Origin of the sequence: Methylobacterium sp. 275MFSha3.1 (assembly GCF_900108435.1) — a bacterium.
Taxonomy (GTDB): domain Bacteria; phylum Pseudomonadota; class Alphaproteobacteria; order Rhizobiales; family Beijerinckiaceae; genus Methylobacterium.
The window spans coordinates 174,767-194,040 of record NZ_FNWP01000004.1; the positions used below are offsets into that span (position 1 = coordinate 174,767).

Annotated in this window: 19 protein-coding genes; 14 read left to right on the plus strand and 5 right to left on the minus strand. The window is 72.7% G+C overall.

What is annotated here, in order from left to right; translation table 11 throughout:
- The first annotated feature begins 69 nt into the window (after positions 1 to 69).
- The 3 genes from rimO to BLW78_RS05795 all read left to right on the plus strand — a co-directional run bounded on the left by rimO (position 70) and on the right by BLW78_RS05795 (position 3,196).
- The gene (gene rimO, locus BLW78_RS05785) at positions 70 to 1,416 is read left to right on the plus strand and encodes a 30S ribosomal protein S12 methylthiotransferase RimO (RefSeq protein WP_091677493.1); all 1,347 of its coding nucleotides are present in this window, start codon (positions 70 to 72) and stop codon (positions 1,414 to 1,416) included.
- Between the two features lie 192 nt (positions 1,417 to 1,608).
- Complete coding sequence (gene dinB / locus BLW78_RS05790; RefSeq protein ID WP_042672746.1) at positions 1,609 to 2,691, plus strand: DNA polymerase IV; 1,083 nt, start codon at positions 1,609 to 1,611, stop codon at positions 2,689 to 2,691.
- Positions 2,692 to 2,971: 280 nt separating this feature from the next.
- Positions 2,972 to 3,196, plus strand: a complete 225-nt coding sequence (locus BLW78_RS05795) for a hypothetical protein (RefSeq protein WP_091677496.1) — start codon at positions 2,972 to 2,974, stop codon at positions 3,194 to 3,196.
- A gap of 34 nt (positions 3,197 to 3,230) precedes the next feature.
- On the opposite strand, the gene BLW78_RS05800 is transcribed toward BLW78_RS05795, so the two are convergent.
- The 3 genes from BLW78_RS05800 to BLW78_RS05810 all read right to left on the minus strand — a co-directional run bounded on the left by BLW78_RS05800 (position 3,231) and on the right by BLW78_RS05810 (position 5,144).
- Positions 3,231 to 3,431, minus strand: a complete 201-nt coding sequence (locus BLW78_RS05800) for a hypothetical protein (protein ID WP_020093291.1) — start codon at positions 3,429 to 3,431, stop codon at positions 3,231 to 3,233.
- Positions 3,432 to 3,530: 99 nt separating this feature from the next.
- On the minus strand, positions 3,531 to 4,157 hold the full coding sequence (gene pncA, locus BLW78_RS05805; RefSeq protein WP_042672749.1) for a bifunctional nicotinamidase/pyrazinamidase: 627 nt from the start codon (positions 4,155 to 4,157) through the stop codon (positions 3,531 to 3,533).
- A 9-nt stretch (positions 4,158 to 4,166) separates the two neighbouring features.
- The gene (locus tag BLW78_RS05810; RefSeq protein ID WP_091677498.1) at positions 4,167 to 5,144 is read right to left on the minus strand and encodes a quinone oxidoreductase family protein; all 978 of its coding nucleotides are present in this window, start codon (positions 5,142 to 5,144) and stop codon (positions 4,167 to 4,169) included.
- Positions 5,145 to 5,335: 191 nt separating this feature from the next.
- On the opposite strand from BLW78_RS05810, the gene BLW78_RS05815 reads away from it, so the two are divergent.
- From BLW78_RS05815 to BLW78_RS05845, 7 genes are all read left to right on the plus strand, one after another.
- A complete protein-coding gene (locus BLW78_RS05815; RefSeq protein ID WP_091677501.1) occupies positions 5,336 to 5,632 on the plus strand; it encodes an FAD assembly factor SdhE in 297 nt (98 codons plus the stop codon).
- 25 nt (positions 5,633 to 5,657) lie between these two features.
- Positions 5,658 to 5,888: a hypothetical protein gene (locus BLW78_RS05820; protein WP_091677504.1), complete on the plus strand. Its 231-nt coding sequence runs from the start codon at positions 5,658 to 5,660 to the stop codon at positions 5,886 to 5,888.
- Positions 5,889 to 6,183: 295 nt separating this feature from the next.
- The gene (gene mfd, locus BLW78_RS05825; protein WP_091677506.1) at positions 6,184 to 9,780 is read left to right on the plus strand and encodes a transcription-repair coupling factor; all 3,597 of its coding nucleotides are present in this window, start codon (positions 6,184 to 6,186) and stop codon (positions 9,778 to 9,780) included.
- A 65-nt stretch (positions 9,781 to 9,845) separates the two neighbouring features.
- A complete protein-coding gene (locus tag BLW78_RS05830) occupies positions 9,846 to 11,198 on the plus strand; it encodes an AmpG family muropeptide MFS transporter (protein ID WP_020093285.1) in 1,353 nt (450 codons plus the stop codon).
- Between the two features lie 187 nt (positions 11,199 to 11,385).
- A complete protein-coding gene (locus BLW78_RS05835) occupies positions 11,386 to 12,738 on the plus strand; it encodes a tlde1 domain-containing protein (protein ID WP_091677510.1) in 1,353 nt (450 codons plus the stop codon).
- 142 nt (positions 12,739 to 12,880) lie between these two features.
- Positions 12,881 to 13,930, plus strand: a complete 1,050-nt coding sequence (locus BLW78_RS05840) for an HpcH/HpaI aldolase/citrate lyase family protein (protein WP_091677513.1) — start codon at positions 12,881 to 12,883, stop codon at positions 13,928 to 13,930.
- Positions 13,931 to 14,283: 353 nt separating this feature from the next.
- Entirely contained in the window at positions 14,284 to 14,637 is a 354-nt protein-coding gene (locus BLW78_RS05845) for an endonuclease domain-containing protein (RefSeq protein WP_091677517.1), read from the plus strand.
- On the opposite strand, the gene BLW78_RS05850 is transcribed toward BLW78_RS05845, so the two are convergent.
- Positions 14,638 to 15,621, minus strand: a complete 984-nt coding sequence (locus BLW78_RS05850; RefSeq protein WP_091677520.1) for a GlxA family transcriptional regulator — start codon at positions 15,619 to 15,621, stop codon at positions 14,638 to 14,640.
- Between the two features lie 53 nt (positions 15,622 to 15,674).
- Between BLW78_RS05850 and BLW78_RS05855 the strand changes: the two genes are divergently transcribed.
- From BLW78_RS05855 to BLW78_RS05870, 4 genes are read left to right on the plus strand one after another with little or no spacing between them, the layout of a single operon-like run.
- Positions 15,675 to 16,397 carry a DJ-1/PfpI family protein gene (locus BLW78_RS05855; protein WP_020093280.1) on the plus strand — a complete coding sequence of 241 codons (723 nt, stop codon included), beginning with the start codon at positions 15,675 to 15,677 and terminating at the stop codon, positions 16,395 to 16,397.
- Between the two features lie 9 nt (positions 16,398 to 16,406).
- Positions 16,407 to 16,784, plus strand: a complete 378-nt coding sequence (locus BLW78_RS05860; protein WP_091677523.1) for a nuclear transport factor 2 family protein — start codon at positions 16,407 to 16,409, stop codon at positions 16,782 to 16,784.
- A 47-nt stretch (positions 16,785 to 16,831) separates the two neighbouring features.
- On the plus strand, positions 16,832 to 17,170 hold the full coding sequence (gene hspQ / locus BLW78_RS05865; protein WP_012318638.1) for a heat shock protein HspQ: 339 nt from the start codon (positions 16,832 to 16,834) through the stop codon (positions 17,168 to 17,170).
- Between the two features lie 12 nt (positions 17,171 to 17,182).
- Complete coding sequence (locus BLW78_RS05870; protein WP_091677525.1) at positions 17,183 to 18,265, plus strand: DUF4424 domain-containing protein; 1,083 nt, start codon at positions 17,183 to 17,185, stop codon at positions 18,263 to 18,265.
- A gap of 89 nt (positions 18,266 to 18,354) precedes the next feature.
- Here BLW78_RS05870 and BLW78_RS05875 read toward each other — a convergent pair whose 3' ends face one another.
- Positions 18,355 to 19,134, minus strand: coding sequence for an invasion associated locus B family protein (locus tag BLW78_RS05875; RefSeq protein WP_020093277.1), 780 nt, complete (start codon positions 19,132 to 19,134; stop codon positions 18,355 to 18,357).
- Positions 19,135 to 19,274 lie beyond the last annotated feature (140 nt).

Sequence of the window (19,274 nt, forward strand, 5' to 3'; positions counted from 1 at the left end):
CGACCCCGAATTCCTGGTCCCGCGCGCCGGGCGGCCGATCGCCCCGCCGGACTGTCCGACCCGAATGCCATGACCGCCACGCCCGCTCCCCGCGGCCCCGCTCCCGGCGCCGCCCCGAAAATCTCGTTCGTCTCGCTGGGCTGCCCGAAGGCGCTGGTCGATTCCGAGCGGATCCTCACCCATCTGCGCGCCGAGGGCTACGAGCTGGCCCGGCGGCACGACGGCGCCGACGTGGTGATCGTCAACACCTGCGGCTTCCTCGATTCCGCCAAGGCAGAGTCGCTCTCGGCCATCGGCGAGGCCATGGCGGAGAACGGCCGCGTCATCGTCACCGGCTGCATGGGCGCGCAGCCGGAGGAGATCCGCGAGAAGTACCCCGACCTCCTGGCGGTGACCGGGCCCCAGGCCTACGAGTCGGTGGTGGCGGCCGTCCACGAGGCGGTGCCGCCGGCCCACGACCCGTTCCTCGACCTCGTGCCGCCGCAGGGGATCAAGCTCACCCCGCGCCACTACGCCTACCTGAAGATCTCGGAGGGGTGCAGCAACCGCTGCAGCTTCTGCATCATCCCGAGCTTGCGCGGGAACCTCGTCAGCCGCCCCGCCGCCGACGTGCTGCGCGAGGCCGAGAAGCTGGTGAAGGCCGGCGTGAAGGAGCTGCTGGTCGTCAGCCAGGACACCAGCGCCTACGGCGTCGATATCCGTTACAGTGAGAGCCCGTGGCGCGACCGCCAGGTCCGCGCCAAGTTCTACGACCTCACCAAGGAACTCGGCGAGCTCGGCGCCTGGGTGCGGCTGCACTACGTCTACCCCTACCCGCACGTGGACGAGGTCATCCCGCTGATGGCCGAGGGCAAGGTGCTGCCCTACCTCGACATGCCGCTCCAGCACGCGAGCCCCTCCGTGCTCAAGCGCATGCGCCGCCCCGGCAACCAGGAGCGCCAGCTCGACCGGATCCGCAGCTGGCGGCAGACCTGCCCGGACCTCGCGATCCGCTCGACCTTCATCGTCGGCTTCCCCGGCGAGACCGAGGCCGAGTTCGAGGAGCTGCTCGCTTGGCTGCAGGAGGCCAAGCTCGATCGGGTCGGCTGCTTCGAGTACGAGCCGGTGGCCGGCGCCACCGCCAACGCGCTGGGCGACCTCGTGCCGCCGGCGGTGAAGGCCGAGCGCAAGCGCCGGTTCATGGAGACCCAGAACGGCATCGCGCTCCGGCTGCAGCGGGCCAAGGTCGGCAAGCGGCTGCCCGTCATCGTCGATTCCGTCGAGGGCGGGGTGGCGCGGGGCCGGTCCAAGGCCGACGCACCGGAGATCGACGGGACCGTCCACGCCGCGTTCCGGCGCCCGGTGCGGGTCGGCGACATCGTCACGGTGAAGATCGACCGGGCCGAGGCCTACGACCTCTACGGCAGCGTCGCCTGACGGCAGACCCCGTCTTTGCGAGCGCAGCGAAGCAATCCAGGGATGCGCTGCGCTCGGGGACGTCGCGCTACGCTCGCGATGACGGGCGCGGACCGGACTCCTGTTGACGCCGCGTCCGGCGCGGCTTGACCCCGCCCGCCCCGCGCGGTCTTTCGGAACAGATCAGGAACTTGGTCGGGACCCGAGGCGGCGATGGATCCGGAGGTCGCGCTCCGAAAGATCATCCACATCGACATGGACGCGTTCTACGCCTCCGTGGAGCAGCGCGACGACCCGTCGCTGCGCGGCCGGCCGCTGGCGGTCGGCGGCTCCCGGGAGCGCGGGGTGGTGGCCGCTGCGAGCTACGAGGCCCGAAAATTCGGTGTCCGCTCCGCCATGCCGTCGGCCACCGCGCGGCGGCTGTGCCCGGACCTGCTGTTCGTGAAGCCGCGCTTCGAGGTCTACCGGGCGGTCTCCGAGGAGATCCGGGCGGTCTTCGCCCGGCACACGGCCATCATCGAGCCGGTGGCCCTCGACGAGGCCTATCTCGACGTCACCGAGAACCTCCAGGGCCTCCCGACGGCGACGGCCGTGGCGAAGGCGATCCGGGCCGAGATCCTGGAACGGACCGGACTCATCGCCTCGGCCGGGGTCTCGTACAACAAGTTCCTCGCCAAGGTGGCGTCCGACCACCGCAAGCCCGACGCCCTGTTCGTCATCACCCCCGCCATGGGGCCGGACTTCGTGGCGGCGCTGCCGATCGGCCGGTTCCACGGCGTCGGCCCGGTCACCGAGGCGAAGATGAAGCGGCTCGGGATCGAGACCGGGGCGGATCTGCGCGCCTGGACGCCGGAGCGCCTGCGCGAGACCTTCGGCTCCGCGGGCGCCTACTACCACGCGGTCGCCCGCGGGATCGACGCGCGGCCGGTCCGCGCCCACCGGGTGCGCAAGTCGATCGGGGCCGAGACCACCTTCTCGGACGACACCGCCGCCTTCGAGGTCCTGGCCGCCCGGCTGGCGCCGCTGTTCGACAAGGTCTGGGCGGGTGCCGACGCCAAGGGCATGCGCGCCCGGACCGTGACCCTGAAGCTCAAGTTCTCGGATTTCGCGCAGGTCACCCGGGCGAAGTCCCTCGCCGTGCCGGTGGCCGACCGGGCCGCCCTGGAGCGGATCGGCCTCGACCTGCTCGCCGGCCTGTTCCCCCTGCGCCGCAGCGCGCGGCTGATCGGGGTGTCGCTGTCGGGCTTCGCGCAGGACGCGCCCGAGGCGCCGCTCCAGCTCGGGCTGGCGCTCTGACACGGCCTCCGGGGCAGGCCCACGCTCCGTCATCACGGGCGCAGGGAAGTGACCCCGGGCAGCAGGACATCGGTCAGCGTGGCTCTGGCCCTGGATCGCCTCGCTCCACTCGCAACGACGACGGTGGGGAAGCGATCAACCGGAAAGCGATAGAGCCGCCGCCGTCATGCACGACACGGCGCCTGTGCGGTTCCGCACGTCGGGAAGGCCGGGTCGATCGCAGAGCGGAGCGATCCGGATCAGGGTTTCTCGAGCCCGCGCGAACACAAGGACCCTGTCGATGCCGAAGCACGCCCGCCTGGCCCTGGCCTCCGCGCTTCTATCGGCCATCGCGGCGGGCGCCGCCCGCGCGGACGGCACATCCGCTTTCGGGGCCGCCAACGCGGCCCAGCTCCGGGGCTACACCGCGAGCCCGGCCCAGGTCTACGTTCCGGCAGGCGGCCCGAGCGCCAGGCCCGCAGCCCCCGCACCGCAGCGGCCGAAGGCGCCGGCGCGCAGTCGCTGAGATCGACCCGGGCCGCACCGGCCCGGGCATCCGGTCACGCGTTCTTGCGCGGCCGGTGGTCGGGGTCGATGCCGCCATCGAGCTTCGTCTCGTTGTCGACGTCGCCCTCGAAGGTCGAATCCGCCTGCAGATCCGCAGGGTCGGCGCCGCTCATCCCCTTCGAGGTGCCGATCCCGGGATTGCCCTTGAGGTCGGCGTCCGTGGGCGTGTCGGTCTTCGGGTGCTTGGATGACATGCAGGCTCCTGTCGGATGCTGATGTCGGGCCAACGCGTCGGCGCGGGGCCGGTCTCCCGCGCGGCGTGCGGCGGTTCGCCTCCCGGTCCCCGCACGCCATCAGCCGATCTCCGCCGCCGCGATCCGGCGGACGCCCGCCGCCTCCATCCGCGCCCAGGCCCGCGCGAGCGACCCGTCCACGTCGATCCCGCGCACCGCGTCCGCCACCACGAGGACGTCGAACCCCGCGTCGCGCGCGTCGAGCGCGCTCCAGGCGACGCAGAAATCGGTGGCGAGGCCGCACACCGCGACGCGGGTGATGCCGCGCTCCCGGAGCGCCCCGGCGAGGCCGGTGCGCGTGGCCCGGTCGGCTTCCAGGAAGGCCGAGTAGCTGTCGACCCGCGGATCCAGCCCCTTGCGCACCACCAGGCTCGCCCGGTCGGTGGCGAGGTCCGGCGCGAAGGCGGCCCCGGGGCTGCCCTGGACGCAGTGGCGCGGCCACAGCACCTGCGGCCCGTAGGGCAGCGTCACGGTCTCGAACGGGGCCCGCCCCGGATGGGTCTCGGCGAAGGAGACGTGATCGGCCGGATGCCAGTCCTGCATCAGCACCACGTGCCGGAAGCGGTGCTGGAGGTCGTTGATCGGGCCGATCACCGCGTCGCCCCCCGGGACGGGGAGCGCCCCGCCCGGCAGGAAGTCGACCTGCACATCGACGACGAGAAGCAGGTCGGCGTTGCCGGGCGTCACGGCCGCTCCCTACGGCAGCATCACGATCGAGCCGGTGGTCTCCCGGCCCGCGAGGTCGCGGTGGACCTGCTGCGCCTCGGCCAGCGGGTAGGTGGCGTTGACCGCGATCTTCACCGCGCCGTCGCGGACCACCTTGAACAGGCGGGCGGCCGCCTCCTCCAGGGTGGCGCGGTTCGACGAGAAGGTCGCGAGCGTCGGGCGCGTCACGTAGAGCGACCCGCGCGGGGCCAGCAGGCCGAGGTCGAGCCCGGTGATCGCCCCGGAGGCCGAGCCGAAGCTCGCCAGCAGGCCGAGCGGCGCGAGGCTGTCCAGCGAGCCCATCAGGGTCGCCTGCCCGACGCCGTCGTAGACCACCGGCACGCCTTTGCCGCCGGTGATCTCGCGCACGCGCTTGGCCACGTCCTCCTCGCGGTAGAGGATGACGTGGTCGCAGCCGTTCCGCTTGGCGAGCTCCGCCTTCTCGGGGCTGCCGGCGGTGCCGATCACGGTGGCGCCGAGGTGCTTGGCCCACTGGCAGGCGATCAGGCCGACGCCGCCGGCGGCCGCCTGCCACAGGATCGTGTCGCCGGGCTTCACCGCGTAGGTCCGGTGCAGCAGGTACTCGACGGTCAGGCCCTTGAGCATCATGGCGGCGGCGGTCGTCTCGTCGACGCCGTCGGGGATCGGCACGGCCGCGGAGGCCGGGATCACCGGCTCCTCGGCGTAGCAGCCGTCCGCCACCGAGCCGTACGCGACCCGGTCGCCCGGCTTGAACTGGGTGACGCCCTCGCCCACCGCCGTGACGGTGCCGGCGCCCTCCTTGCCGGGGGTGTAGGGCATGTGCGGGGACTTGTAGGCGCCGGTGCGGAAGTAGATGTCGATGAAGTTGACGCCGATGGCGGCCTGCTTGACCCGGATCTGCCCGGGGCCCGGCTCGGCCAGGGGCACGTCCTCGAAGCGCATCACCTCGGGGCCGCCGTACTCGTAGACCCGGATCGCCTTCGGCATCGTCGTACTCCCGCTCGCCGCCCCACTCGGGGGCGTTGCAGCCCGAGATAACGGAGCGCCCGCCGGAGGCAATTTGTTTTTGTTCTCTCGCGCTCCGGTTGTAACCCGCCCGGCGGCCGCCCCGTTCTGGATCCGCCGGACCCGGGCGCCTATCTAGGCCCTGCCCGTTGTCCGAGCCGAGGTCCGACCGCATGTCCGGCACCACCCGCACGAGCGCCGATCTCGATCCGCGCCGCCGCCGCCTCCTCTACCGCGCCTGGCACCGGGGCATCCGCGAGATGGACCTGATCATGGGCCGCTTCGCCGATGCCGAGATCTGCGAGCTGTCGGAGGCGGAGCTCGACCAGTTCGAGGCGCTGATCGAGGTGCCGGACCGGGACCTGTTCAAGTGGCTGACCGGCGAGGTCGAGACGCCCTCGAATTACGACACGTCGGTCTGGCAGCGCGTGCGCGCGTTCCACCGGCACGACGCGCCGATCCATTCCTGAGAGCGACCGGTCGAGAGAGCCCGCGATGAACGAGCCCAAGCCCAACTACGACCACCCGGCCCGGTCGATCGCCACCGAGCTGGTGGTGCGGATCATGCTGGAGATGATGGAGCGCTCCGATCCGGCGCTGCGCGGAGAGATCCTCCGGCAGGCGACGGCGCGCGCCGCCGCGATGACCGAGTCCATGCCCAACGCGGACTTCTTCCGCGGCCGGGTCGAGGCGGCGCTGGCGGAGATCGTCGGGCCGGACGCCTGAGGGGCGGCGACGAGGATCGCCATCGCCTTCGATCGAAGCTCTCGGCCGATGCGGCCCGCTCCGTGATCACGAGCGCAGCGAAGTGACCCAGGGCAGCGCGTCCTTGGTCAGCGTGGCGCTGCTGGATCGCTTCGCTGCGCTCGCGAGGACGACCACTGTTCCCTGCCGCAGCGGGACCGCCCTATAGGGCCTTCGGCCGTGACCCCGGGGACGCTTTATCGCGGCGGCCCGATCGGCTAACGCCACCCGACCTCCTCCCCTGACGCGCCCGGCGGGATTTCCCGCGAAAGACCCGATGGCCAAGCCTCAGCCGAAGCCCCCCGCCCCCGCCGCCAAGCCGCAGGTCGCGCGCTTCGCGCTGCCGAAATCCTCCGCGCTAGCCCGGGCGATCGACGCCCTCAAGCGCGGCGACAGCCCGGTCCTGGCGAACGCCCCGGAGGGCTTCGACGCGCTGGCGCTCGCCGACCTCGCCCGCGCCCTGGCGCCCACCGTCGACGCGCCGGCGGTGCTGGTCCACGTGGCGCGCGATTCCGGGCGCTCGGCGGCCTTCCAGGCGGCCCTCGGCTTCGTCGCGCCCGAGATGGACGTGATGAGCCTGCCGGCCTGGGACTGCCAGCCCTACGACCGGGTCTCGCCGACGACGGCGGTCGCCGCCGCCCGGATGACGGCGCTCGCCCGCCTCGCCCGCACCCGCTCGGCCGAGGACCGCCCGCGCATCCTCTGCACCACGGTCAACGCCCTGGTGCAGCGGGTCCCGCCCCGCGCCCACATCGCCAAGGAGGCGTTCTCGGCGGCGATCGGCAACGTCGTGTCGATGGACGACGTGGTGGCCTGGGTCGAGGCCAACGGCTTCCTGCGCACCGGGACGGTGCGCGACACCGGCGAGTACGCGGTCCGCGGCGGCATCCTCGACCTGTCGCCCCCCGGCCTGCCGGCCCCGATCCGCCTCGACTTCTTCGGCGACACGCTGGAATCGATCCGCGCCTTCGACCCGGAGACGCAGCGCACCACCGGGCAGCTCCGCTCGCTCGACCTGATGCCGATGAGCGAGGTCCAGCTCACCACGGAGACCATCCGCCGCTTCCGCCAGAACTACATCCAGAGCTTCGGGGCGGCGACCCGGGACGACCGGCTCTACGAGACGGTGAGCGAGGGGCGGCGCTACGCCGGCCTCGAGCACTGGATGCCGCTGTTCTACGACCACCTCGACACGCTGTTCGACTACCTCGGCGGCGTGCCGCTGGTCTTCGACCCGCAGGTGGAGGACGCTGCCGCCGAGCGGATCGCGCTCGTCCAGGACTATTACCAGGCCCGCGAGGGCGCGATGAAGACGCCGCAGCCCGGCGTCGCCCCCTACAAGCCCCTGCCGCCCCGCGCCCTCTACCTGACGCCGAACGAGCTGAAGGAGCGGATCGGCACCGCCACCGTGGCGCGGCTGACCCCGTTCGCGCAGCCCGAATCGTCCGAGCGCGCGGTGATCGATTGCGGCGCCAAGGCCGGACGGAGCTTCGCCCCCGAGCGGGCCGACGAGAATGCCAGCGTGTTCGACGCCGCGGTGGCGCATATCCGCGATCTCCAGGGATCCGGTCATCACGTGATCCTGGGAGCCTGGTCCGACGGGTCCCGCGACCGGCTCTGCGGCGTGCTCACCGACCACGGCCTGAGGAAGCCCGTGGCGATCACCCGGCTCACCGACGTCTACGCGCTCAAGCGCGGAACCGACGCGGCCGTGGCTGTCTGGGGCCTGGAGGCGGGCTTCACCGCGGGCGAACTCGCCGTCGTCTCCGAGGGCGATATCCTGGGCGACAGGCTGGTCCGCCAGAAGCGCAAGGCCAAGCGGCCCCAGGACGTGATCCTGGAGGTGCAGGCGCTCCAGCCCGGCGACCTCGTGGTCCACGCCGACCACGGCATCGGCCGGTTCGTCGGCCTCAAGACGATCCACGCCGCCGGCGCCCCGCACGATTGCCTGGAACTGCAATACACCGGCGGCCTGCTGCTCCTGCCGGTGGAGAATATCGAGCTCCTGACCCGCTACGGCTCGGAGGATTCCGAGGTCGCCCTCGACCGGCTCGGCGGCGGCGCGTGGCAGGCCCGCAAGGCCAAGATGAAGCGCCGCATCCTCGAGATGGCGGGCGAGCTGATCAAGGTCGCGGCCCAGCGCTTCGTCCGGAAGGCCCCGTCCCTGCAGGCGCCCGAGGGGCTCTACGGCGAGTTCGCCGCCCGCTTCCCGTTCGAGGAGACCGAGGATCAGGCCAACGCCATCGACGCGGTGCTGGACGACCTCAATGCCGGGCGTCCGATGGACCGGCTGGTCTGCGGCGATGTCGGCTTCGGCAAGACCGAGGTGGCGCTCCGCGCCGCCTTCGCGGCGGCGATCTCCGGCAAGCAGGTGGCGGTGATCGTTCCGACCACGCTGCTGGCCCGCCAGCACTACCGGACCTTCGCCGAGCGCTTCAAAGGGCTGCCGGTCCAGGTGGCGCAGCTCTCCCGCTTCGTCTCGGCGGGGGAGATGAAGCAGACCCGCGCCGGGCTCATCGCCGGCACGGTCGACATCGTGGTCGGCACCCACGCCCTCTTGGCGAAGAACATCGCCTTCAAGGATCTCGGCCTGATCATCGTGGACGAGGAGCAGCATTTCGGCGTCGCCCACAAGGAGCGGCTGAAGGCGCTCCAGGCGGACGTCCACGTGCTGACGCTCTCGGCGACGCCGATCCCGCGCACGCTGCAGCTCGCCATGACGGGGGTTCGCGAGCTCTCGATCATCGCCACCCCGCCGGTCGACCGGCTGGTGGTGCGCACCTTCGTGACGCCGTTCGACCCGCTGACCATCCGCGAGGCCCTGCTGCGCGAGCGCTACCGCGGCGGCCAGTCCTTCTACGTCGTGCCGCGGATCGAGGATCTAGCCGAGGTCAAGAAATTCCTCGACGCCGAGATGCCCGAGATCAAGGTCGCGGTCGCCCACGGCCAGATGGCGGCCGGCCAGCTCGAGGACGTGATGACGGCCTTCTACGAGGGCAAGTTCGACGTCCTGCTCTCGACCACGATCGTGGAATCCGGCCTCGACATCCCCACCGCCAACACGCTGATCGTCCACCGGGCCGACATGTTCGGCCTCGCGCAGCTCTACCAGCTGCGCGGCCGGGTCGGGCGCTCGAAGGCGCGCGCCTACGCGCTGTTCACGACCCCGGCGAACCGCCAGCTCACCGCCCAGGCCGAGCAGCGCCTCAAGGTGCTCCAGAGCCTCGACACGTTGGGCGCGGGCTTCCAGCTCGCCTCCCACGACCTCGACATCCGCGGCGCCGGCAACCTGCTCGGCGACGCGCAGTCGGGCCACATCAAGGAGGTCGGCTACGAGCTCTACCAGCAGATGCTGGAGGACGCGGTCACCGCGCTCAAGGCCGGCATCGAGGACGTGCCCGAGGAGGCGTGGTCGCCGACCATCGCGCTGGGCGCGCCCGTGACGATCCCGGAGGATTACGTCGAGGATCTGGGCGTCCGGCTGGCGCTCTACCGGCGGCTCGCAACCATCCAGGACGATGCCGAGATGGAGAGCTTCGGCGCCGAGCTGATCGACCGGTTCGGGCCGCTGCCGCCGGAGGTGGAGCAGCTCCTCAAGATCGGCACGATCAAGATCCTCTGCCTCAAGGCGAACGTCGAGAAGGTCGAGGCCGGGCCGAAGGGTGTGGTGGTCCATTTCCGCGACCGCTCCTACGCCAACCCGCAGGGGCTCGTGGCCTTCGTCGCCGAGCAGGCGTCGTTCGCGAAGGTGCGGCCCGACATGAGCGTGGTGTTCGTGCGCGAGCTGAACACGGTCCCGGCCCGGCTCAAGACCGCCACCGAGGTGCTGCGCAGTCTCGTGAAGATCGCCGAGCGGGGGAAGAAGGCGGCGTGAGGGGCGGGGGCGTCGCGCCCCGGCGAGACCCCTCATCCTGCGGGGCGGCTTGAGGAGACGCGTGGATGGCAGACCCGGCGCCGATCACCGGCGCGCCCGAGCCGGTGAAGGCCGCGCCGGGCGCCTTCCTCACGCCCCTGTTCACCGACCGGCGCGTCGCCGCGGTGCTGGGGCTCGGCTTCGCGCAGGGTATCCCGTTCCTGCTCGTCTACGCGACGCAGTCGGCGTGGCTCGTCCAGGCGAAGGTGCCGCTCGCCACGATCGGGCTGATGAGCGAGCTCACCATCGCCTACAAGCTCAAGTTCCTCTGGGCCCCCTTCCTCGACCGCCACGACGCGCCGCTCATCGGCCGCTGGCTCGGGCGGCGCCGCGGCTGGATCGTCGCCACGCAGATCCTCGTCGCCCTGGCGCTGGCGGGCGTCGCCTTCGGCGACCCGGCCCACTGGCTCGCCTGGACGGTGGCGTTCTCCCTGGCGCTCGGCGTCGCGGGCGCCACCCAGGACGTGGTGATCGACGGCTGGCGCATCACCGCCGCGCCGCCCGAGCAGCAGGCGCTGATGTCGTCCTGGGCCGAGATCGGCTTCCGGATCGGCAACCTCGCGGCCGGCGCCGGCGCGCTCTACCTGTCCGACGCGTATGGCTGGCGCGTGGCCTACCTGTGCATGGCCGCGCTCATGGCGCCCGGCACGGTCGCGGCCCTGCTGGCGCCCGAACCCCCCGTCCCCGAGACCCCCGCCACCGGCGGCTTCGTCGAGACCGTCTGGGCGCCGATCCGCGACCTCCTCGCCCGGCTCGGGCCGCTCGCCCTGCCGGTGCTGGCGCTGGTCGCGGGCTTCCGGATGCCCGGCTACGTCTCGAACGCCATGGCGATCCCGCTGTTCAAGACGCTCGGCTACACCAACACCGACATCGCGACGGTGACGAAGCTGTTCGGCTTCTGGATCGCGCTCGGGGGCACCTTCCTGGCGAGCGCCATCATCCCGCGGATCGGCATGATGGCGAGCCTGCTCATCGGCACCGTGACGGCCTCGGCCTCCCACCTCGCGCTGGCCTACCTCGCCTGGCACGGCGGCCACGGCGGCGCGGCGTTCTGGACCTTCGCGCTGACCGTCGGGATCGACGGCTTCGCCTACGCCTTCGCGTCGATCGTGCTGATCACCTACATGTCGCGGCTCTCGGCCACCGCCCACGCGGCGAGCCAGTACGCCCTGCTGACCTCGCTCTGCGCCCTGCCCGGCAGCCTGCTCGCGGGGTTCTCGGGCTTCGTGATCGAGTGGACCGGGTTCGCGTGGTTCTTCGTCGGCACGTCCCTCATCGGCGTGCCGGTGGCCCTGCTCTGCCTGCTGGTCGCGCGCCGGCACGGGCCGATGGAGCCGGCGGCCGACGCGGCCGGGGACGCGCCGAATCGGGCCACCTGAGGCTGTGTCCCAACACGGGAACGCCCGCGGAAACTGTCTCTTTAGCGGGGATTAACCACAGCACGGCTTAATGGGGTGGACGGTTGATGTCCTCCCCAGACGGGTGACCCGGGCCACGTGCGCGAGAACGGCTCTCGCGGGCGAACGGCGGCGGCTGCCCAGGGGAAGCGCGTACGCGAGTTCCCGAATGGCCCAGGCTGCGTTGTCCCTCGCCGCGTTCCAGACCGCGTATCCGAGCGCGGAATCCCGGCGACCGGCGCCCCCGCGCCCCAGCTACGTCGAGACCGCCTACGACCCGGTCGTCCGCACCCGGGCGCCCTACCCGAGCGCCATGCGGCGCGCCCGTCGCCGCGCCCGGCTGACGACGCTCATCGCCCTCACCGGCGTGAGCCTCGCCGGCTGGGCCGTGTTCAGCCACCCGCAGGGGCCGGCCCGCCCCGAGGCGGAGTCCGTCGCGGCGGCCGGGCCGGCCGCCGTCGCGGTCCCGCAGGCCGCGGCGGCGCCGCGGCCGAGCCTCGCCTGGATGCTCGACCGGAGCCCGGCGCTGGGCGCCGGCACCGCCACGGCCTTCGGGGGCGAAACCCCGCCGGTCGCCGGCTTCCAGGTCGCCGCCGCCCCGTCCCCGGCGGTCCGGGAGATCGCCCGGCAGGTCGCGCAGGCGGAGCGGGCGCGGGCCGCCCAGGTCCGGATGGCCCAGGCCAAAGCTGCAGAGAAAGTCGCCGAGAGAGTCGCGGACAGGACCGGCGAGAAGGGGACGGGGGCGCCGGTCCGGATGGCCGCGGCCGAGCCCACGCCCGCCGCCCTCGCACCCGCCCCCGTTCCCGCCCTCGTGCCGCTGCCGGTGGGCCGCCCGCCCGAGTTGCGGCGCGCACCGGCGCCGCCCGCGCGGGTGGCGAGCCGCGCCCTGCCCCGGACCCGCGACGTGTTCCGCGCTGCGATGGCCGAGGAGCCGTCCTTCTTCGAGAAGCTGTTCGGCGTCGGCGCCGCGGCGCCGTCTCAGGACAGCCGCCAGGAGCCCCGTCAGGCACTGGCCTATGCCAGCCCGGACGCCCTGCCGCAGGAGGCGCCGCGCACCCGGATCAGCCCGGAGCCCGATTCGGTGGCCGGAACGGCCGTCTACGACATCACCGCCCGCACGGTGACGCTGCCCTCCGGCGAGGTGCTGGAGGCCCATTCCGGCCTCGGCGAGCACATGGACAACCCGCGCTACGTCCACCTGCGCATGCGCGGCTCGACCCCGCCCGGCACCTACACGCTGACCGAGCGCGAGCGCCTGTTCCACGGGGTCCGGGCGATCCGGCTCAACCCGGTGGGCGGCAGCGCCGCGATCCACGGCCGCGACGGCCTGCTGGCCCACACCTACATGCTGCGGCAGCCCGGCGCCTCGAACGGCTGCGTCTCGTTCCGCGACTACAACCGCTTCCTGCAGGCCTTCCTGCGGGGCGAGGTCCGGCGCCTCGTGGTGGTGGCCGGCAGCGGCGACGGCGGCGGCATCCTCAACCGGATCGGCCTCGCCGGGCGCCGGGGCGGCCGGGGCTGAGGCTCCGCGGGCCCTGCGGCGCGCCGGGCCGGAAGCCCGAGCGTCACGAAAGTCCGAGATCACTTCCGCGCGGCGCGGCTTTACGCGCCCGCCCAAGCTGCCTTAACGGGGCTCAGACGCCAGCCCTGACAAGAGGCACCCGATGAAACTGCCCCGCCGCTTCTTCCAGCCCCTCGCCACCGGCGCGCCGGCCCCGTTCCGCGAACTGCCGGTGCGGCTGGAGCGGATGATCCACTTCGTGCCGCCCCACAACGACAAGGTCCGCGCCCGCGTGCCGGACCTCGCCGGGACCGTCGACGTGGTGCTGGGCAACCTGGAGGACGCGGTCCCGGCCGACCAGAAGGAGGCGGCCCGCAAGGGCTTCGTCGCCATGGCCCAGGCCACCGATTTCGCCGCCACCGGCACCGGCCTCTGGACCCGGATCAACGCCCTCAACTCGCCCTGGATCTTGGACGACCTGTTCACGATCGTGGCCGAGGTCGGCGACAAGCTCGACGTCGTGATGGTGCCCAAGGTCGAGGGACCGTGGGACATCCACTACGTCGACCAGCTGCTCGCCCAGCTCGAGGCGCGCCACGGGGTGACGAAGCCGATCCTGGTCCACGCGATCCTGGAGACCGCCGAGGGCGTCGCCAACGTCGACGCGATCGCGTCGGCCTCGCCGCGGATGCACGGCATGAGCCTCGGGCCGGCGGACCTCGCGGCGTCGCGCGGCATGAAGACCACCCGGGTCGGTGGCGGCCACCCGGATTACCGGGTGCTCAGCGATCTCTCCGGCGATGCCCCCCGCGCCACCGCCCAGCAGGATCTCTGGCACTACACCATCGCCAGGATGGTGGACGCCTGCATGGCCAACGGCATCAAGGCCTTCTACGGCCCGTTCGGCGACTTCTCCGACGGCGACGCCTGCGAGGCGCAGTTCCGCAACGCCTTCCTGATGGGCTGCGCCGGCGCCTGGACGCTGCACCCGAGCCAGGTGGCGATCGCCAAGCGGGTCTTCGCGCCGGACCCGGCCGAGGTCGCCTTCGCGGCCCGGATCGTCGAGGCCATGCCGGACGGCACCGGCGCCGTGATGCTCGACGGCAAGATGCAGGACGACGCCACCTGGAAGCAGGCCAAGGTCATCGTGGACCTGGCGAAGCTCGTGGCCGCGAAGGACCCGGAGCTGGCGGCAGTGTACAAGCTGGGGTGAGGGTTACCGAGCCCGCGATACGCCTTTCCCGTGCGGACTACTCGATTGGCGCATCGTGTGCGGCACAGCAGCGGCAGGATGAAGCGCGGGTCCCCTCTCCCGTGCGGGAGAGGGACAGGGTGAGGGATCAAGTCTGTCCGAAGAAGGCGTGTGCCTACACGCGCGTCGACGGCGTGCCCTATCCTGGACTTTCTCGACCCTCACCCCAACCCTCTCCCGCACGGGAGAGGGGGCGCGTCGCGCTTTGCCGCCAGCGTCGACGTCCGATCCGAGAGGTTCGTCGAGACAGGCCCACGCAAGCGGAACGGCCAAATCATTCGCTGAATGAGCGGCCGAACTGCCGGAGCCGGGCGGTGAATAAGTCAATCCCGCAGGCCCGCAACCTGCGCCGCACTCAAACCTCGGCCGAAGCCAAGCTCTGGCGCGTCCTGCGAAACCGCGCCCTGAACGAATGGAAGTTTCGCCGACAGCACCCGATCGACCGATTCATCATCGACTTCGCCTGCATCGAGGCCGGACTCATCGTCGAGGTGGACGGGGCGACGCATTCGACGGACGCCGAGATCGCTCGGGATGCCGCGCGGACCGAAATCCTTGAGTCGCTCGGCTTCGCCCTCCTCCGCATCCCGAATGCGGACATCCACAAACATCTTGAAGGCGTGCGCGAGACCATCCTGGCGGCTCTTGAACGCCGCGAGACCGTGTGATCACCCGCCGAACCGCGCCCGGTACTCCTGCGGTGTCGCCGCGACGTGCCGCAGGAAGCTGCGCCGCATCGTCTCCTCGGAGCCGAAGCCGCAGGTCCGGGCGACGCGCTTGACCGGTTGCGCCGTCTCGGCCAGCGCGCGCCGCGCCGCCTCCACCCGCAGGCGCTCCACGGCCCTGGCCGGGGTCAGACCGGTCGCCGCGTGATAGTGCCGGCTCAGGCTGCGCGCGCTCATCCCGGCCGCCGCGGCGAGCGCCGGCAGCGACAGGTCGCCGGACAGGTTGTCGGCGATGTAGGCGTGGAGCCGCCCGAACCGCTCCTCGCCCGCCTGCAGCGCCAGCGCCGCGCTGAACTGCGCCTGCCCGCCGGGGCGCTTGAGGAACATCACGAGGTGGCGCGCCACCGTCAGCGCGGTCGCGCGGCCGAGATCCTCCTCGACCAGCGCCAGGGCCAGGTCGATGCCCGCCGTCACCCCCGCCGAGGACCAGACCGGGCCGTCGCGCACGAAGATCGGGTCGGGCTCGATCCGGGCGCGCCGGTAGCGGGCGGCGAGCGCCCCGCAATGCTTCCAGTGGGTCACGGCCCGCCGCCCGTCGAGGAGCCCCGCCGCCCCGAGCAGGAACGCGCCGGTGCAGACCGAAGCGACCCGGCGGGCCCGGCCCGCCCGGGCCCGCACCCAGGCCACCAGGGCGGCGTCGTCGCAGGCCGCGACGACGCCGGGGCCGCCCGCGATCACCAGCGTGTCCACCGGCGCTTCGGGTTCCGGCAATGGGTCGGCGACCAGCCGCAGGCCCGCCGAGGCGGTGAGCCCCGGGTCGCCGGCCGCAATCACCCGCGGCGCGTAGGGCATCCCGGCGCCGCCGTGCTCGTTGGCGGTGGCGAAGACCTGGAGCGGCCCGGCCACGTCGAGGAGCTGCACCGACGGGAAGGCCAGCACCTCGACCGGGCGCGGCGGATCTGGCGAGAAACGAGGGCTCTTTGGCATTTCGGCCAGATCCTGACGCGTTAGGATCACCCTGTCCACCACGGAGGCCCGGCATGATCCCGCCCGACACCCACCTGCAGATCGGCTCGCTCCTGTTCGAGGGGCTGGACCAGATCGACCTCACCGGCCCGTTCGAGGTCCTGTCCCGGGTGCCCAACAGCACCTACCGGGTCTACGCGCCGGGCCCGGAGCCCGTCCGCGACGTCCGCGGCCTCCGGATGCTGCCGGATGCCACGCTCGCGGAAGCCCCGCGGCTCGACGTGCTGCACGTCCCGGGCGGCACGGGCCAGGAGGCCCTGATGCGGGACCCGGCCGTGCTCGGCTGGATCCGCGACCAGGCGGCCGGGGCCGGCCACGTCCTCTCGGTCTGCACCGGCGCCCTGATCCTCGGCGCGGCCGGCCTGCTGGTCGGGCGGCGGGCCACGACCTACTGGAACGCCGTGCACCTGCTGCCGTTCTTCGGCGCCGAGCCGGTGGACGCGCGCGTGGTGATCGACCGCGACGCGGACGGGCGCACCTGGGTGTTCGCGGCCGGCGTCACCGCGGGCATCGACGGGGCGCTGCAGCTCGCCGCCGCGCTGCGCGGCGAGGAGGCCGCCCGGACCATCCAGCTCGGCATCCAGTACGCCCCCGAGCCCCCTTTCGACAGCGGCACGCCCCACACGGCCTCCCCGGACACCGTGGCGCGGGTGCGGGCGGCGGCGGCCGACATCACGGCCCGGCGCGAGGCCACCGCCCGGGCGATCGCGACCGAGCTCGGCATCCGGATCCCGTAGGGACCTCCGATGGACCTCACCCGCGTTCGCGCCTTCGCGGCCGCCCTGGCGGCGAAGGACCGGGACGCCGTGCTGGCGCAGATGGCCGAGGGGGGCGTGCTCAACACCCCGCTCGCCGCCGAGCCCGTACGCGGGACGGCGGCGATCCGGCCGGTGGTCGACGCCTTCGAGAGCCGCGCGATCCTGGAAGGCCCCGCGCACGCCGCCGCCTTCTTCGACGCGGCGGCCGGCCCGCACCGGCTCGACGGGATGGATGAGCGGCGCCTCGACGCGGCCGGGCGCATCGCCGAGATGACCGTCCCGTGGCAACCGCTGCCGGAGGCGATCGCCGTCCGGGACCGCTTGGCCCGCGCCGCGGAAACGCCGACTTCCGCGGCGACCGGGTGACACGATCCGTCATCGGACCTATCTGTCCGATCTGGACGGGTTGAACCATGTCGGACGTAACACTGAGAACCGCGAAATTCGCGATCGGCGCCGTGGTGCGCCACCGGATCTACCCGTTCCGGGGCGTCGTGTTCGACGTCGACCCGGTGTTCGACAACACCGAGGAATGGTGGCTGTCGATCCCCGAGGAGGTCCGGCCGCGCAAGGACCAGCCGTTCTACCACCTGCTCGCCGAGAACGCCGAGACCGAGTACGTGGCCTACGTGTCGGAACAGAACCTCCTGCCCGACACGTCGGGCGAGGCCCTGCGCCACGCCGGCATCGCCGAGATGTTCGAGCGCGACGCCGCCGGCGCGTACCGGATGCGCGACCGCGCCACGAACTGAGGCGCCCGGTCCGTGAAGGTCCTGGCAAGCGGCGGGCGCTCGTCTGCCGCGACGGCCCGTGCCGTCGGACGAGCCCGCCCGATAGTCGCCAAACCCCGCTTCGCCGCCGCGTTCCTGCGCGCTGGCCTGCTCGCTGGCCTGCTCACGGGCACGGCGCGCGCCAACGACAGCGCGGCCGAACTCGATGCCGGCGGCCTCGTCCTGCGGCGCGAGCCCGGGATCGCGCTGGTGAGCGAGGACCTGTCGATCGCCCGCGACCGGATCAACGTGTCCTACCTGTTCCGCAATCAGGTTCAGGAGGCGCGCACGGTCCGGATCGCCTTCCCGCTGCCGCCGATCGACGGGCGGGAACTCAGCTTCTCGGCCCTGGCGCTGCCCCGGCCCGACAGCCCGAACTTCGTCGGCTTCACCGTCACGGTGGACGACAAGCCCCTCGAGCCCGAGCTGGAGGAGCGCGCCTTCGTGGGCGAGCGCGAGGTGACGGACCTGCTGCGCCGTCACGGCCTGCCGCTGAACCCGCTGCGCTTCGAGGCGATCAGCGCGGCGGCCAAGCGGATCGGCGCGCCCGAATGGGCCGCGCTGGTCAAGGCCGGGCTCTTCCCCGACGTCCCCGACACGCCGGACCGGATGACCGAGGGGCTGTGGCGCGGCGAGGCCAAGTTCCACTGGCTCCAGACCTTCCCGCCCGGGCAGGAGGTCCGCATCGCGCACAGCTACGCGCCGGTGACCGGTTTCCACCTGCTCGACCCGAAGGCGGCATCCCGGGCGGCCTACCGGGCGACCTACTGCCTGGACGAGGCGGGGCTCGCGGCGATCCGGCGCCTGCACGCGAAGGCGCCGGATCCCGGCGGCACCCTGCGGGCGACCGTGGTGCCCTACATCGTCACCACGGCGCGCAACTGGGCCGCGCCGATCGGGCGCTTCACCCTGACGGTCGACAAGGGCAGCCCGGAGGCGGTCGTCAGCTTCTGCCGCACGGACATCCGGAAGACCGGGCCGACCACGTTCCGCTGGGAGGCCCGGGACTACGTGCCCGACCAGGACCTGCGCGTGCTGATCGTCCAGCCGGCTTCGGCGACCCCGGGGACGCGTTAGGTCCCGTCGCCGGGCGGCTCTAACGCGAAGGGCCGGACCTCGCGGCCCGGCCCCCGGTACGGACCCGCCGCGCGGCGGGTCGATGGCGCTTACTTGGCGGCCGGGGCCGGCGCCGGAGCCGCGCCGGCGGCCGGGGCGGCGCCCTGCTGCTGCTCGAGCTTCTTGCGCATATCCTCGGAGCGCTTCTCCAGCTCCGCCTGGAGCTTCTTCTGCTGTTCCTCGAGGACCTTCGGGTCGATGGCCGGGCCGTCGAAGGCCTTGCCGAAGCCGGCCAGCGGCACCGCGAAGGTGACCTCGCGCTGGGTCTGGTTCTGAACCGAGACGTTCAGGGTCGTGCCCTTCTTCATCGCGGCGATCACGCCGGCATCGACGCCGCCGGCCTCGGCGAAGCAGCCGTTCGGGAAGCAGACCGCGAAGCGGCCGGCGGTCGCCGCCTGGCCGTCGACGCTGAAGCGGATGCCCGGCTGCAGCAGCAGGCCGAGCGGCAGCAGGTAGCGCACCACGCGCACCTCCTGCTTCTGGGCGGCGTTCTTCATCTCGTAGACCGCCACGGCCAGCACCGGCTGGCCCTGGTCGGACACGAAGTCGCGGGTCGTGTAGCAGATGTCGGTGCCCGAACCCTGGTCCTTGCCGCAGACCTTGGTCCAGTCGGCCTGGCTCGGCTCGGACTTCACCGCGACGATCTGCGGGCCCGTCTGGGCGGCCGGGGTGTTGGCCGCGGGGGTGCCCGGGGCGGTCGGCGCCGGGGCGGCCGGCGCGGGCGCGGCGGGCTTCTTCGGCTGCGCCAGGGCCGGCGCGGCCGCGAGACCGAGGCCCGCGAGGCCGAGGAGGGCGGCGCGGGCGAGCGTCGCGGTGCGGGTGAAGGACATCGGCTCTGACCCCTTGGAAGAGACGTGGTGTGGCTGGCAGGATGCGGAGCCGGCCTGGCGGCAGGTCCGCCGGAGCGTCCGGCTGCCCGCCGCGTTGGCGCGCCGCCCGGAACTCCGGATGAATCGGTCCGGCCATCGGG